The 13793-nt window shown below is 61.7% G+C and carries 12 protein-coding genes; 9 read left to right on the top strand and 3 right to left on the bottom strand.

Going from position 1 to position 13793, the window contains the following annotated elements; all coding sequences use genetic code 11:
• Positions 1 to 2112: an N-acetylmuramoyl-L-alanine amidase gene (locus tag KBX07_RS08160; RefSeq protein ID WP_256023717.1), complete on the bottom strand. Its 2112-nt coding sequence runs from the start codon at positions 2110 to 2112 to the stop codon at positions 1 to 3.
• 152 nt (positions 2113 to 2264) lie between these two features.
• On the opposite strand from KBX07_RS08160, the gene glf reads away from it, so the two are divergent.
• On the top strand, positions 2265 to 3455 hold the full coding sequence (glf, locus tag KBX07_RS08155) for a UDP-galactopyranose mutase (RefSeq protein ID WP_256023715.1): 1191 nt from the start codon (positions 2265 to 2267) through the stop codon (positions 3453 to 3455).
• Here glf and KBX07_RS08150 read toward each other — a convergent pair.
• The gene (locus tag KBX07_RS08150; RefSeq protein ID WP_255995080.1) at positions 3452 to 4126 is read right to left on the bottom strand and encodes a GAP family protein; all 675 of its coding nucleotides are present in this window, start codon (positions 4124 to 4126) and stop codon (positions 3452 to 3454) included. The genes glf and KBX07_RS08150 overlap by 4 nt on opposite strands.
• 75 nt (positions 4127 to 4201) lie before the next feature.
• Here KBX07_RS08150 and KBX07_RS08145 point away from each other — a divergent pair, with 75 nt between their 5' ends.
• The 4 genes from KBX07_RS08145 (at position 4202) to KBX07_RS08130 (ending at position 8037) form a co-directional block, all read left to right on the top strand.
• Positions 4202 to 4774 (top strand): TetR/AcrR family transcriptional regulator, encoded by a 573-nt coding sequence (locus KBX07_RS08145; protein ID WP_255995081.1) that lies wholly within the window; start codon positions 4202 to 4204, stop codon positions 4772 to 4774.
• A gap of 118 nt (positions 4775 to 4892) precedes the next feature.
• On the top strand, positions 4893 to 5054 hold the full coding sequence (locus KBX07_RS08140) for a hypothetical protein (RefSeq protein WP_255995082.1): 162 nt from the start codon (positions 4893 to 4895) through the stop codon (positions 5052 to 5054).
• A 101-nt stretch (positions 5055 to 5155) separates the two neighbouring features.
• Positions 5156 to 6376 carry an ATP-binding protein gene (locus tag KBX07_RS08135; protein ID WP_256023714.1) on the top strand — a complete coding sequence of 407 codons (1221 nt, stop codon included), beginning with the start codon at positions 5156 to 5158 and terminating at the stop codon, positions 6374 to 6376.
• A gap of 53 nt (positions 6377 to 6429) precedes the next feature.
• Positions 6430 to 8037 (top strand): sodium:proton antiporter, encoded by a 1608-nt coding sequence (locus tag KBX07_RS08130; protein WP_256023712.1) that lies wholly within the window; start codon positions 6430 to 6432, stop codon positions 8035 to 8037.
• Here the strand turns inward: KBX07_RS08130 and KBX07_RS08125 are convergent.
• Positions 7973 to 9127, bottom strand: coding sequence for a glycosyltransferase family 87 protein (locus KBX07_RS08125; RefSeq protein WP_256023711.1), 1155 nt, complete (start codon positions 9125 to 9127; stop codon positions 7973 to 7975). The two genes, KBX07_RS08130 and KBX07_RS08125, sit on opposite strands and share 65 nt — an antisense overlap.
• 401 nt (positions 9128 to 9528) lie before the next feature.
• Between KBX07_RS08125 and KBX07_RS08120 the strand changes: the two genes are divergently transcribed.
• The 4 genes from KBX07_RS08120 to KBX07_RS08105 all read left to right on the top strand — a co-directional run bounded on the left by KBX07_RS08120 (position 9529) and on the right by KBX07_RS08105 (position 13771).
• Complete coding sequence (locus KBX07_RS08120; RefSeq protein ID WP_256023709.1) at positions 9529 to 9762, top strand: three-helix bundle dimerization domain-containing protein; 234 nt, start codon at positions 9529 to 9531, stop codon at positions 9760 to 9762.
• Positions 9763 to 10319: 557 nt separating this feature from the next.
• On the top strand, positions 10320 to 12281 hold the full coding sequence (locus tag KBX07_RS08115) for a glycosyltransferase (RefSeq protein ID WP_256023708.1): 1962 nt from the start codon (positions 10320 to 10322) through the stop codon (positions 12279 to 12281).
• Complete coding sequence (locus tag KBX07_RS08110; RefSeq protein WP_255995087.1) at positions 12271 to 12795, top strand: phosphatase PAP2 family protein; 525 nt, start codon at positions 12271 to 12273, stop codon at positions 12793 to 12795. The genes KBX07_RS08115 and KBX07_RS08110 overlap by 11 nt, the downstream gene beginning before the upstream one ends.
• Positions 12788 to 13771, top strand: coding sequence for a decaprenyl-phosphate phosphoribosyltransferase (locus KBX07_RS08105; protein ID WP_005288080.1), 984 nt, complete (start codon positions 12788 to 12790; stop codon positions 13769 to 13771). Before KBX07_RS08110 ends, KBX07_RS08105 begins: the two co-directional genes overlap by 8 nt.
• The last annotated feature ends 22 nt before the right edge of the window (positions 13772 to 13793 follow it).

The following is a 13793-nucleotide window of genomic DNA, read 5'->3' as shown; positions in this document are numbered from 1 at the left end:
TTAGCGCTCGTCGATAGTGACATCCAGCTTGTTGGTCTGCACGTTGTAGGTGATCTTGCCGCGCTCGAAGTCGACGCGGACGTCGCCGCCGGAGGCTGCATCGTCGCTCTTGACGGGCTTGCCCAGCGGGCCGAGGTCCATGCCCTGCTTGAGCCAGGCGTCGGCGATCTTCTCGGGCATGACCACGCTGCTGCCGTCGGAGGAGAGCGCCTCGACGCCGTTTTCGAAGAAGGCGTACTCGTCGCCGCCGACACCCTTGATCACTCCGTCGAGCTGGCCGAGGACCGGATCGACCTTGCGCCAGGTGTCCTGAATGTCCTCGCTGCCGGACATCTCGACGATCTTGCCAATGTGCGGGCGCAGGCTGGACAGCGTCATGCCCGGCAGGACCTCAATGTTGGCCACATTCGAGACTTCCTCCGGAATCAGGTCTTTGCCTGCGATGAAGAGGAGCACAGCACCGGCGACAGAGCCCACGGCAGCAGCGATTGCTGCCGGGTCACCACTGAGGATGTCCTCGAAGGAGATGTCGCTGGACAGGTTCGCCGCGTTGTTGATGTTGGTCTCCGTGCCGTTCGAGTCCTTCACCGTGCCGGAGTTGCCGTTGTTTCCGTTGTTGCCGTTGCTCGGCTTCGGCGCGGGCTTCGGTGCCGGTGCAGCGCCGCCGCCCTTGATCTCGTTGTACTTGGTCTTCGCGTGGCTGCGGACAGTACCCAGCTGGGAGTAGAGCATGTCCCCCGGGCAGTCGTTGTAGTGGAAGTCGCGGTGGGCGTTGATGGCCGGGAAGTTCGCGCCGGAACCCTTCGGGAACTTAGTGCCGCGGAAGGAGTAGTCGGAGCGCAGGTAGACGGTGCCGGTCGGGTCGAAGTTCGAGCTTGCGGCCTTCCAACCGATGATGTCGCCCATGGCCTTGAGCCCTTGCGGGGTCGGGGCTGTCTTGGAGTAGTCGCCCATCATGGACACACCCCAGGTGTTGGAGTTGAAGCCGCCGACGTGCGCGCCCTGCGGGCCGCGGTCCAGGCCGCCTGCGCGGCCCTCGTAGATGTTGCCGTACTTGTCCACCACGGCGTTGTAGCCCAGATCCTGCCAGCCCAGGCCCTGGTGGTAGGCCTGCATCGAGCGCATGATGCCCGGTGCCTGAGCTGCGGTGTAGTTGTTGGAGCCAGCAGTGTGGTGCACCGTGACGGCCTTGGTCGGCTCGGTGTAGCTCGTGCCGGTGGCGTTCTTCGCACCCCAGGAGGCGCGGGTGATCACCTTGGGCATACCGTTACTGTTGTACTGGGCCGGGGCGATCGCACCGTCGACAGTGCCTTCACCACCGTCGATGAAGACGGCCTCGAGGTCGCTGGCGGTGGTCACCGGAGCAGCCTCGGCCGGAGCCTCGGCGGGGTCTTCATCGCCGTGCTCTTCGGCGCCTTCTTCGCTGAGCTCCTCGATGTCCGCCACCGGTGCGATGTCACCGTAGTTGGTCGGCAGCGCCGGTGCGTCGCCCATGACAGCGGGGGAGTCGGCGTCGGGCACGTCGGGGAGGTCGACCGGGTCAGAGTCGGGAAGCGCATCGTCAGGAAGCGGAACGTCAGGAATGTCGTCCTGGTCGGTGACTTCGGTTCCGCCAATGTTCAGGTCGCCGTTCTCGATGAGGTCCACGTTGGCCGTGGAAACCTGCACCTTCTTGGTCGGCTCGACGTAGATCGGCTCGGTGCCCTGGTGGGTGGCATCCTCGGGGGTGGACAGCAGGTCCATCGGGTACCACTCGGACCAGGAGCCGTCGGCACGCTCGGCGCGGACGAAGGCGACAATGTCGCGGTCGCCTTCCCACTGTAGGCCGAACACGGAGAACTCCTCGTCGCGGGTGAACTCCTTGACTGTGCGGGCGGCGTCGCCTTCTGCGCCCTGCGTTGCGACGGCTGGGTCGTCGACGACGACATTCTCAGCGTCGGAAAGCGATGCCTGCGAGGTGGTCACCTCGATCTGTGCACCGGCGGCATCCTGGGTCTTGAGAATCTCGTTCCCGCCGTAAACACCAGCGGCAACAAGGGCTACGGAGGTGACGGCGGCGATGACCGGCGTCTTCCTGCGGGAAGACGGGTTCAAACGTGTACGTGCTTTCACGGTGATCGCTCCTGAGTTAATTGTGACAGCTGTGACTAATCTAGATCACAACGAAGTTTAAGTGACTCGTGTGACAACTGGTGACATTGTGAATCTTCGGCGTGTCGCGTCTGTCCCTGCCGTTGCGCTCCGGCCCCACTACGCTGGAACGCATGACTTATGACCTCATCGTCGTCGGATCCGGATTCTTCGGCCTCACTATCGCCGAACAGGCAGCGTCTGAGCTGGGAAAGCGCGTGTTAGTCGTCGAAAAGCGTGAACATATCGGCGGCAACGCCTACAGCGAGCCGGAACCGGAAACCGGCATTGAGGTGCACAAATACGGTGCCCACTTGTTCCACACCTCGAACGACCGCGTGTGGGAGTACGTCAACCGTTTCACGGACTTCACGGACTACCAGCACCGCGTCTTCGCCATGCACGACGGCACCGCGTACCAGTTCCCCATGGGCCTGGGCCTGATCAATCAGTTCTTCGGGCGCTACTACTCGCCGGATGAGGCGCGCGAGCTCATTGAGGAACAGCGCGAAGGCTTCGACCCCGCCGCTGCCACGAATCTGGAGGAGCGCGGTATTGCGCTCATCGGCAAGCCGCTTTACGACGCATTTGTCAAGCACTACACCGCCAAACAGTGGCAAACCGACCCCACCGATTTGCCGCCGGAGATCATCTCCCGCCTACCCGTGCGCTACACCTTCAACAACCGCTACTTCAACGACAAGTACGAGGGCCTGCCTGTCGACGGCTACGCCGCCTGGCTCGAAAACATGGCGTCGTCCGAACTCATCGATGTGCAGTTGAACACCGACTGGTTCGATGTCCGCGAGAAAGTCCGCGCTGAATCGCCGGATGCCCCGGTTGTCTACACCGGCCCGCTGGACCGCTACTTCGACTACGCCGAAGGCCGTCTCGGCTGGCGCACCCTCGACTTCGAGCAGGAAGTGCTGGAAACGGGCGACTTCCAGGGCACCCCGGTGATGAACTACAACGACGCCGATGTCCCCTACACCCGCATCCACGAGTTCCGCCACTTCCACCCGGAGCGGTCCTCCTACCCGGAGGACCGGACGGTGATTGTGAAGGAGTACTCCCGCTTCGCCGAGGACGACGACGAGGTGTACTACCCGATCAACACCCCCGACGACCGCGCCAAACTCGAAGCTTATCGACGTCTCGCTGCCGCTGAATCCCGCGAGAACAAGGTCCTCTTCGGTGGCCGCCTAGGCACCTACCAGTACCTGGACATGCACATGGCGATCGGCGCGGCTCTGTCCGTCTTCGACAACCACGTTCGCCCCTACTTCGAGGACGGCAAGGCGATCGACCAGCCGCGCGGGCACTAGCGGATAGCGCCCACGCTGTGGATGACCATGTAGATGCCGACGATGGCCGCGATCCACAGCAGAGTCACCTTGGTTTCGTATTGCAGGCGGGGGATGGCCTTCTCGAGGCGCGGGAAGAACTTCTGCCCCGCCACGAGGGCAATCATTGCCAGAATCACCGTCGGCGCGATCATGACGCCGCAGTAGGCGGCGATCGCTAATAGCTGTCCAGCCATAGGCGTATCCCAGTCGCTGATGATTCCCATTGCTGCGATGTAAGGAAGCATGGTCGCCGCTTCCGTCAGTGAAGCTCCTAAACCCAAGATGATCATTTTGGGCAGGCTGGTCCGGATGGGCTTGTTCAGCCGCTTCGGCAGTTCGCCCGGCGCGGGTTTGACCGGGTCGGGGCCGAAGGTTCCGTAGATGGCCAGAATCGCGCCGAGGATCAGTGTGATCCACGGAAAGACGGGGGAATCGGTGATTCGTTCTACGTAGGCGCTCAGGCCGGTGAACCCCAGCAACATGGCGACTCCGAGGGCGAAGTACACCGCCGCGACGGTGAGCAGGTACGCGGCGAGTGCCGGCACGCGAACCGACCGCCACATGACGATGAGTGCCAACGGGATGACGAGTGTGCCGCTGCTCAAGCTGTCGAGCAGGGCCAAACCAACGAGCGGAATGAGGGAGTGCATGATGGAGAACCTTCTCTGTCGTACGAACGTATTAATCCCTTACGAACGTACGACAGACTAAGCTTGTGTGCAACCATGAATGATTTTTCGCTGGACCACCAGTTCTCGGCATCGTCCGCTGCCGTCGCCGATGCGACCATTAGGATCATCGCTTCCCGCGGCCTCGACGCAGTGAGCGTGCGCGAAGTAGCCAAAGAATCTGGTCTCGCTGCGGGCTCCGTGCAGTACCACGCCCCGAACAAGGAGATCCTGCTCGCGCACGCGTTCATTCGCTCCATTCAGCGGCAGACGGCTCGCGTGGACGAGGCGCCGATCCCCAACGATGTATTCGAGGCCTGGGTTGTCCGACTCTCTGAGTTACTCCCCCTCGATGGTGAGCGTCACGAGGATGCGGCGATCTGGGTCACCTACGGCTCAGCGTCGGCAACGCGCGACTGGATAGCCGACCTTTACAGTCAGGTGCTTCGTGATTTCCAGCAAGGAGTCGTGGCTGAGCTGGGTGACAAGGACAACGCCGAGCGCAAAGCACGGCTCATTACCGCGATGGTGAACGGCTTGACGATTGACAACCTGGGGGCTGACGAAGCGGAGGCGGATCGTGTTGTCGGCGACCTCCGCGAAGGTCTGCGCTTGATCCTCGGCGTCTAGAGCTCTTTAACTATCGTCGGGTGCATGGAACCGCAGACTGAAATTTTCGTCCACCACCAGTGCCCTCATTGCGCCAGCGTCATCGAGCAGTTCAACGCCGACCCGGCTCAGTTCGGGGATGCCGCTCTCCTCGACATCACCGACATCCGCAATCTTCAAGACCTTCCTCGGATACCGCGACACCCTGGCGGGGTACGAAGAGATTACTGAGCAGGGGAAGATCGGTGTGCCGTCGAAGGTCATCGACGGCACAAATGTCGAGTTCTTCGACGAGGTGTAACTGTCCAAAATTTCGAAATGCCAAGTGAAACCGTTTCGAAATGCCAAGTGAAACCGTTTCAGAATGCCAAGTGATCCAATCTACCTGCTACGATGGTGCTCATGAGCGGCAATTATCTTCCCCGTCTGGCTGACGGTGAGTTGGAGCGGGCTCTCCGCCGTCAAGGAGGGGTTTTGATCCAGGGGCCTAAGGGCTGCGGAAAGACTGAAACTGCCAAGCGCCAAGCAATGAGCTCGCTCAACGTTGAGACGGACCCAGCGGTGCTCTTGGCAATGGAAACCGATCCTCGTCTGCTTCTCGAGGGCGAAACGCCGCGTCTCATCGATGAGTGGCAGATCGAGCCGCGCTTATGGGATTTCGCCCGTCACGCTATCGACGACCGTCAGGCCAAGGGCCAGTTCATCTTCACTGGGTCGACGGATCCTGGTGCTAGTGCGACCCGCCACTCAGGGGCTGGGCGTTTTGCGCGGTTGAATATGTCGACGATGACACTTTTCGAATCCGGAGAGTCCGACGGATCCGTCTCTTTGGAAGCTGTCGCAACCGGTGATTCAATTCCTTTCGTCCAACCGACGCTCACCCTGCAACAGTTGGCGGAACGGGTGTGCCGCGGAGGTCTGCCGTACAACGTGGGTCTGCGACTGGATGAAGCGCTGGAAAACGTGAGGGATTACGTCACCACGGTCGGAGAAGTAGACATCCGCACCGTCGACGGAACGAACAGGGATCCCCAGCGGGTCAAGAGGGTTATCCGCTCGTTGGCGCGCGGGATTGGGACAGAGTTGGAGTTGCAGACGATTGCGACCGATGCTGCATCTTCCCGCGAGACGACGCGAGAGTATCTGGACGCGCTGGCGAGCATTTTCGTTGCTGTAGATCAGCCCGCTTGGTTCACGCATCTCCGTTCCAAAGCAACGCTGCGAAAAGCGCCGAAGCGGCATCTGGCGGACCCGTCATTCGCAATGGCCGCCTTAGATCGCGGGCCCGAGCATCTTCTTCGTGACAGGGCATACTTCGGCCAACTTTTTGAGTCTTTAGTCGTTCACGAACTGCGAGCGTTCACAGGTCGTGAGGTCTACCACGCCAGGTTGAACACCAAACGTGAAGTCGATGCCATCGCCAACGTTCGAGGTAGGGATGTGCTCGTGGAGGTCAAGTTGGGTTACAGCCCGGAGGTCATCGAGCAAGCCGCCGATTCGTTGAAGCGATTTGCGGACCACTTGGTGGAAGAACCAGCCCTGGTGATTATTACCTCGGGGGGCCGGGCTCTTCGACGAAAGGACGGAGTAGCGGTAGTGCCGATCGGTGCTCTGGGTCCTTAGGCACCTTCATCGAGGTTGAGAGGAATGTCCCACCCCTCCGCTACCATGAGCGCGTGACCATCCTTCTTGCCATCATCGGTCTCCTTCTTGCCACTGCCCTCGTCGCCGCGATCGGTGAGCGCACCGGGCTGCCGTGGTCTGCACTGTTGACCATCGTTGTTGCGCCGGTGCTGTTCATTCCAGGTATTCAGACGGTGAGCCTGGATACAGATCTCATTTTGCCGATCTTCATTCCACCGCTGCTCTGGTCGCTTGCTCGCCGAACGAGCTGGGGCATGATCCGCGCACAAGTGCATGTGGTGCTTGTGATGTCGGTGATGTTGGTCTTTCTCACCATCGCGGCATTGACGGCCACGGCGATGTGGCTCATGCCGGGCATCGGCCTCGCTGCGGCAATGGTGCTGGCTGCGGCGATCGCCCCTCCGGACCCGGTGGCTGTCGACGCGGTGGCGGGTTCGGCGGGCATCCCCAAACGCATCACCGGCACGTTGGAAACTGAGGGCCTGTTCAATGACGCTGCCTCCATCGTCGCGTTCAATGTCGCGCTCACCGCGCTCGTCGCTGGTGGGGATGTGGACTTCAGTGAAGGCGCGCTCAAGTTCCTCTACTCTGCTGTCGTGGCTGTGGTCGTTGGCCTGATCGCCGGCCGTTTGGCGGCACTGTTCGTCAACACGGTCCACGATTCCCTGATCCGCAGAGCGTTCACGTGGGTCTTGCCGTTCGCGATCTTCATCGCGGCAGAGGAAATCCACGCCTCGGGTGTCATCGCCATCGTGATCGCAGCCGTGGAAATGAGCTCCCGCGCGTCGTTCACCGCCGAAGATCGCCTCTCCGGCAACGCTTTTTGGGAAACCATTGAGCTGCTGTTCACCGGGCTTGCGTTCGGCCTCATTGGGATGAGCGTGCGCGACGCGATTGACGACGCTGGAACGATGGTGTGGCAAGCCGTCGGCATCGGACTCGTTCTCTCCATCGTTGCCTTCGCTGTGCGTTTCGCCTGCATGTGGGTGCTGTACCAGTTCAAGAAGCGGATGAACCGAACCGATGTGGCACCGTTGCGCATGCAGGAAGTGCTGCTCATGACGTGGGCTGGCATGCGCGGCCTGGTCACCTTGGCGCTCGTGCTGTCCGTCCCCGCTGGCACGACCAAGTACCACCACGAGCTCTCTGTCATCGCGCTGAGCGTGCTGACCTTCACCATGGTCATCCCTGGTTTGCTCCTACCGTGGCTGGTGCGCCAAATGGACCTCGAGAATGGTCCCGATGCGCACGGTGACCGGGTCAACGCCGAGCTCAACAAACGCGCCTACACGGCCGCCCGACGAGCAATCCAAGAGCACGGCCCTGATCTCGCGCCCGAGTCTTACGAGATGGTCCAGATATGGTTGGGAGAGTTCGCGGAGAGGCGGCACGTGGATCCGGAGGGGGCGAAGGAACGTCGTCAAGCATTTGCCCGCGCGCGGAAAGCCGCAGCTGAATTGCAACGCATTGCCCTTCAAGCCGCGACTGAAGAGCTGCAGAAAGCACGCGGCGAACGGCGCTACAACCCCGCCGACGTCGACGCAGTGCTCGACGAGATTGACCGGTTGGTGATCGCTAGCGAGCGTGACGCTCTGGCATCTCCGGGGCAAATGGTCGCGTGGCAAAAGCCCACGCCGTGACGACGAAGGGGAGCGCCAGAAACATCAGCGGCGGCAGCGAGTGCAGGATCAGGCTGTCGAATGGCCACGTCGGATTGGCGAAGATGACCAACATGAGCAGCCACATCGCCGGCCAATGCATGGGGGATTGCGGTCTGACCACGGTGAGAACCATCGGCAATAGCCAAATCGCGTAGTAGGTCTGCAGTAAGCCGCTGGCCATGAAGCCGCCAGCGAAGCAGACACCAAGCGTGATGAAGGCCCACATGACCTCGTCGACATCTCGCCAGCGCCAGAGCTTTACGACGGCTGCGAGCGTGGCCGCAACAACTAACAGTGTCAGCAGCGTGACTACCCACTCCGGCCAGCCGAACATGATGCCCAGGCCAGCGACGGAGCCGTTGAAGCGGGGGCGGGGCTCCGAGAGATAAGGCACCAGGTTGGTGAAGAACAGCTCTGGCTGCGCAATGGTGAACCAGCCAATAGCGAACAGGACCGCGCAGGTGACCGCGGCGACAACGACCACCGCTGCTTGGAACAGCAGAACCGAGATGATCATGAGCACGCCGAACTGCGGTTTCACAGAGATCGCAAGGCCTGCGACGATGCCCGCCACGTACGCTTCCGGACGGGTGAAATGCTCTTTCCAGTTGGCCCCGCGCAGGCGCAACGAGCACCAGACGAACACCACCATGAGCAGTAGCAAGAACCCATTGATGTTTGTCAGGGACAACGTCGCGCGAACCGGTTCCGGGGTGAAGAACACGACCGTCACTATGAGTGGGAAGACGTAATGGAAGTGGCGTTTGGCTACCAACCACGTTGCTAACGCCAGCGCCGCGATGATGCACAGTGCGCCAAGGGCCAGCATGACTAACCGGCCAGTGGACTCATCGCTGAAGACGCCGATCGGGGCGATCACAACCGTCCCGGCGGGCGTGTACAGGTAGTGCGGCATGTCGATCGTGTAGTCCGAGTCGAACACCGTCTGCCCAGCAAGATACTTGCGCGCCTCAGTCCACACCGGCGTGAAGTCAGTGCCGGGATTTTGGAAAGGGACGGTCACGGCCGCATGGAGGAGCGCGAACAGCATGGTTGCATACAGAAGCACGGCCCAACGAGGGCCTTCCAGGGCTATGGCCAGGCGGTTTCTGGTCGTTGTCGACACAAAAGGAGACTAACACGGCAACTGCGCCGGGCCGGGGACCTGAAATGCGAATGCCAGGTTAACAAACTGGATTGTTGGGTCGCGTCAAAGTTAACCCATGGTGAACAAGGTTGATGGGGCAACAATGCGCGTCGGCGTGTCGCGCCTTTTATGCTGGTAAACGGCGTAAGAATAGGTTGATATGAACCAAAGCTTGACTCCGACCAACTATCTGCTAAAGTTAACGGCAGGTTAACGCAGAGGGAACGAGAAGTTCACTTTGAACCTCGCCCGAGGAGGTCCCCCTCCACGGGCAGAACACATTCAACTTCATGGCAATCGCAAAAACTTGAAAGGAGGATGCCATGATCGCAATCAAGAACATTTCCCAGGACCTGCACGCCCGCTTCGGCGGTGCCGTCGACGCCGACATCATCGACGCAGTCTTCGCAATGGCACTGGCTGAGCACATGGACCGTGCAACGGTGACCAAGTGGATCCCGGTTCGCGCAGAGCGCGCCGCTATCGCGGAGCTCACCAAAATCGCTGACGGCACCCTCGACGCCGCTATGTACGCGGACGCCGCGCTTGCCGCATAACCCCCTCTAGCTAACGAAGAGTTAGCACCCGAATGGCCCCGCTTCGGCGGGGCTATTCGGCATTTCTAGGCGGGGGTAGGCTCCATTTCCTGAAAGGTGTCTTACCTGTTCAGGGTGGACCGCACTGGGTGGGGGGCGTTCCTGGCCCCTACGCGGCCCCCGCTGGATCCTCATGACCAGTCTGCGCTGCGAACTCCCTTGGGTTTTGCGGGGTCCGGTGACGCCAAGTGGGGCCAGAATACTGCTCGCTGTTTTCCGGAATACTGCTCAAGTAAACATGCAGGTCAAAAACGTGCGGTTTGGTTTATGTGGTCGAGCAGTATTCCGGGGCCTGACGGATTGCACTCCGCATTGCGGAGTCCCTGGGGTTTTGCGGAGGAAGTCCACGCTGCGGCGCCTCTGGGGTTTGAGGAACCGGCTATGCGCCAAGCTCACCTCAACCTGAGATTCCTTACGGAATCCCCCAGCCAACCGCGCGCCAAGGGAGGAGTCGACCGGGCAGAACGATTACGCTGGTGTCGATAAGCCGACTAGTGAACTAGACGAAAGCGAGTCCCGTGGAAAACCCCGAGGATAAATCCGTCAAAGCTGTGGATGTGCTGCAGCGCATCCTGTTGCCGCGGAAGGGTGAGCCGCATGATGTGCGGATGCTCTACCTGATCGAGTCGGATCACAACACGCAGCGTGTGAGCTGGCCGGATCGCAGCAGGGTCGCTGTGCCGGAGGGGGCAGAGGTCTCGTTCCAGACGTACTTCAATGCGTTCCCGGCGAGCTATTGGCGCCGCTGGTCGCAGCTCAGCGAGGTCGTCTTGGCTATGGATGTGGAGGGCGCGGCGACAATTTCCGTGTACCGCTCCAAGCACGATGGCACGCGCATCTCGGTGGTCAATGTTGAGGCGCAGGACGAGCGCGTTGAGATTCCGCTGAAGCTCGCCAACTTTGAAGATGGCGGATGGTTGTGGTTTGACGTGAACGCGGAGTCGGAGGCGTCGATAAGCAACGCGGGTTGGTGTGCGCCGTGCGAACCGCAGGAGCAGACGCTTCCCGACGGCACCACCATCGCCCCCTCCGAGAAGAAGGTGGCGGTGGGCATCCCGACGTTCAACCGCCCCCGCGACGCCGTCAATGCACTGCACGCGCTGGCGGAGGATCCGCTGGTGCTCGGCGCGATCACGGATGTGCTCATGCCGGACCAGGGCAACCAGCACCCGGCGGATGAGCCGGACTTCGCCCAAGCGGAACAGAACCTGCAGGGCCGGTTGAAGATCTTCCCGCAGGGCAACCTTGGTGGATCGGGCGGCTACTCGCGCATTATGTATGAGGCGCTCAACCAGACTGACGCGCCGTTCATCCTGTACATGGACGACGACATTGCGATTGAGCCGGATTCGATCCTGCGCGCGGTGCAGGCGGCGCGGTACGCGAAGAGCCCGATTCTCGTCGGCGGTCAGATGCTCAACCTGCAGGACCGCAGCCAGCTGCGCACCTCCGGCGAGCGCGTCAATCGCGGGGACTTCATGTGGGGTGCGGCGGAGCACGCCGTGTACGACCACGACTTTGCGAAGTACCCGCTGGGGTACGTCGGCACGGAGGAAGAGGACCTCGACCCGCGGAAGACGACGTCACGGCCGCTGCACAGGCGTATCGATGTCGAATTCAACGGCTGGTGGATGTGCCTGTTCCCCCGCGTAGTGGCTGAGCAGATGGGCTTGCCGCTACCGCTGTTCATCAAGTGGGATGACACGGAGTACTCGCTGCGCGCTGGCCGCGCAGGCTTTCCCACGGTCACCTGGCCCGGCGCCGCCATCTGGCACATGGCGTGGGCTGACAAGGATGACGCGATCGACTGGCAGGCGTACTTCCACCTGCGCAACCGCCTGATCGTCGCCGCGTTGTACCACGAGGGTGAGCCGGATGGGGTGCTCAAGTCCATGGCGAAGTCCACGTTCAAGCACTACATGTGCATGGAGTACTCGACCATTGCGATCCAGAACGAGGCGATGAAGGACTTCCTCAAGGGCCCGGACCAGCTCTTCGAGATTCTCGAGTCCTCGCTGCCGCACATCCAGTCGATCCGCAAGGACTACTCTGACGCGCAGGTCATTGAGTCCGCATCGGATCTGCCGGGGCCGACGGGTGCGCCGGGTGTGCCGACGAACAAGATCGGCGGCCGCCTGGCCAAGGTGAAGAAGATTCCGTGGGCGGTCAAGAGCCTGCTGCACATGCGCAAGCCGGAGGATCGCGCGCATTGGGAAGCCCCGCAGCTCAACCTCACGGCCGAGGAGGCCCGCTGGTACACGCTGTCCCGCGTGGACTCGGCCACTGTGTCTACCGCGGGTGGCACTGGTGTGGCCTTCCGCAAGCGCGATAAGAAGCTCGCGGACGATCTCGTTGACCAGCAACGCGAGCTCCGTGAGGAGATTGATGAGCGTTGGCCGGAGCTGACCCGCGCCTACCGCGCGGCGAAACCTGACCTGACCAGCCATGAGAACTGGAAGAAGATCTTCGATGAGCAATAACTCGTTGAACTCGACGGAAGTAGACATCCTCCGCGAGCTTCAAAACGCGCTTTACGACGCCCCCGGTGTCCTTCCGGTCGCCCGCGGGTTGAGCTTGTTCGGCGAGCACGCTTTGGGCTGGATGAGCGTCGCAGCCGTCGGTGCCGTGGCGGACCACGAGAAGTCCCGCCAGTGGATCGCGATGGGGGCCGGCGCGTTCACCGCGCACGCCACCTCGGTCATCCTCAAGCGCATTGTGCGCCGCCGACGTCCGCACGATCCGCGGGTCAAAATCGGTGTGGGTACGCCGTCGAAGTTGAGCTTCCCGTCGTCGCATACGACGTCGACAAGCGCTGCGATGGTGCACTTGGCAGACATCACAGGCTCAAACCTTCCGTATGCCGGAATTCCCGTTATGATGGCCTCCCGCATGGTTCTGGGGGTGCATTACCCCACGGACACCCTGGTGGGTGCCTTGCTGGGTACCGGGGTGGCCCGCGCCGCGATCAACATTGAGAGGAACACCCGTGACTGAGCCAGTTGATGAGCCGTTCCTGAAGTCCGAGCCCCACACCGAGGGCGTGGACTACAACCGGAAGAAGAATCCGCCGAAGAACCTCCCGGACGCGATGATCAAAGGTCTGCGTCCAAAGCAGTGGGTCAAGAACGTCCTGGTCGTGGCGGCGCCGCTGGCGGCGGGGCTGGACTCTTTCACCTCGCGGACGGCCATCGACATTCTGCTGGCCTTCATCACGTTCTGCTTCGCGGCATCCTCCATCTACTTGGTCAACGACGCCCGCGATGTCGAGTCTGACCGCGAGCACCCCACGAAGCGCTACCGCCCGATCGCCTCGGGCATGCTGCCGATCGGCCTCGCGTACGGCATGTCAGTCGTGCTCATTGCGCTGGCCGTTGGCCTGTCCTTCCTGGCCACCGACGGCATTGCGCTGGCAGCTGTGGTCGGCGTGTACATTGCGCTGCAGCTCGGCTACTGCTTCGGATGGAAGCACATCCCGGTGATCGACATCGCGCTGGTGTCCTCCGGATTCATGCTGCGTGCCATGGCCGGAGGTGTGGCTGCTGGCATCGACCTGTCGCAGTGGTTCCTGCTGGTCGCCGCCTTCGGTTCGCTGTTCATGGCGTCCGGTAAGCGCTACGCGGAGCTTCTGCTTGCGGAGCAGACGGGAGCCAAGATCCGCAAGTCTCTGCAGGGCTACACCCAGACGTACCTGCGCTTTGTGTGGACGCTGTCCGCCACTGCGGTGGTCATGTCCTACGCCCTGTGGGGCTTCACTCTTTCCAACGGTGTCCCGCCGGAGCAGGGCCTGTGGTACCAGATCTCGATGGTGCCGTTCATCATCGCGATCCTGCGCTACGCCGCGGAAGTGGACAGCGGCAACGGCGGTGCACCTGATGAGATCGTGCTGGAGGACCGCGTCCTCCAGGCGCTGGGGGTGCTGTGGATCCTGACAATCGCCATGGCGGTCTATATCGTGCCTGCGTTCTCGTAGCCCCACCCGCAGGATAAGATCA

The sequence above is a fragment of the Corynebacterium sp. CCUG 70398 genome (assembly GCF_024454055.1).
Classification (GTDB): domain Bacteria; phylum Actinomycetota; class Actinomycetes; order Mycobacteriales; family Mycobacteriaceae; genus Corynebacterium; species Corynebacterium genitalium.
Note: the sequence above shows the minus strand (reverse complement) of the source record. Positions and strands in the feature narration are given on the sequence as shown.

What these genes read in the sequence shown, in the direction of transcription:
- glf (WP_256023715.1), top strand. Translation starts at nt 2,265, where the DNA reads ATGACTTATGACCTCATCGTCGTCGGATCCGGATTCTTCGGCCTCACT.
- KBX07_RS08150 (WP_255995080.1), bottom strand. Translation starts at nt 4,126, where the DNA reads ATGCACTCCCTCATTCCGCTCGTTGGTTTGGCCCTGCTCGACAGCTTG.
- KBX07_RS08145 (WP_255995081.1), top strand. Translation starts at nt 4,202, where the DNA reads ATGAATGATTTTTCGCTGGACCACCAGTTCTCGGCATCGTCCGCTGCC.
- KBX07_RS08140 (WP_255995082.1), top strand. Translation starts at nt 4,893, where the DNA reads ATGCCGCTCTCCTCGACATCACCGACATCCGCAATCTTCAAGACCTTC.
- KBX07_RS08135 (WP_256023714.1), top strand. Translation starts at nt 5,156, where the DNA reads ATGAGCGGCAATTATCTTCCCCGTCTGGCTGACGGTGAGTTGGAGCGG.
- KBX07_RS08120 (WP_256023709.1), top strand. Translation starts at nt 9,529, where the DNA reads ATGATCGCAATCAAGAACATTTCCCAGGACCTGCACGCCCGCTTCGGC.
- KBX07_RS08110 (WP_255995087.1), top strand. Translation starts at nt 12,271, where the DNA reads ATGAGCAATAACTCGTTGAACTCGACGGAAGTAGACATCCTCCGCGAG.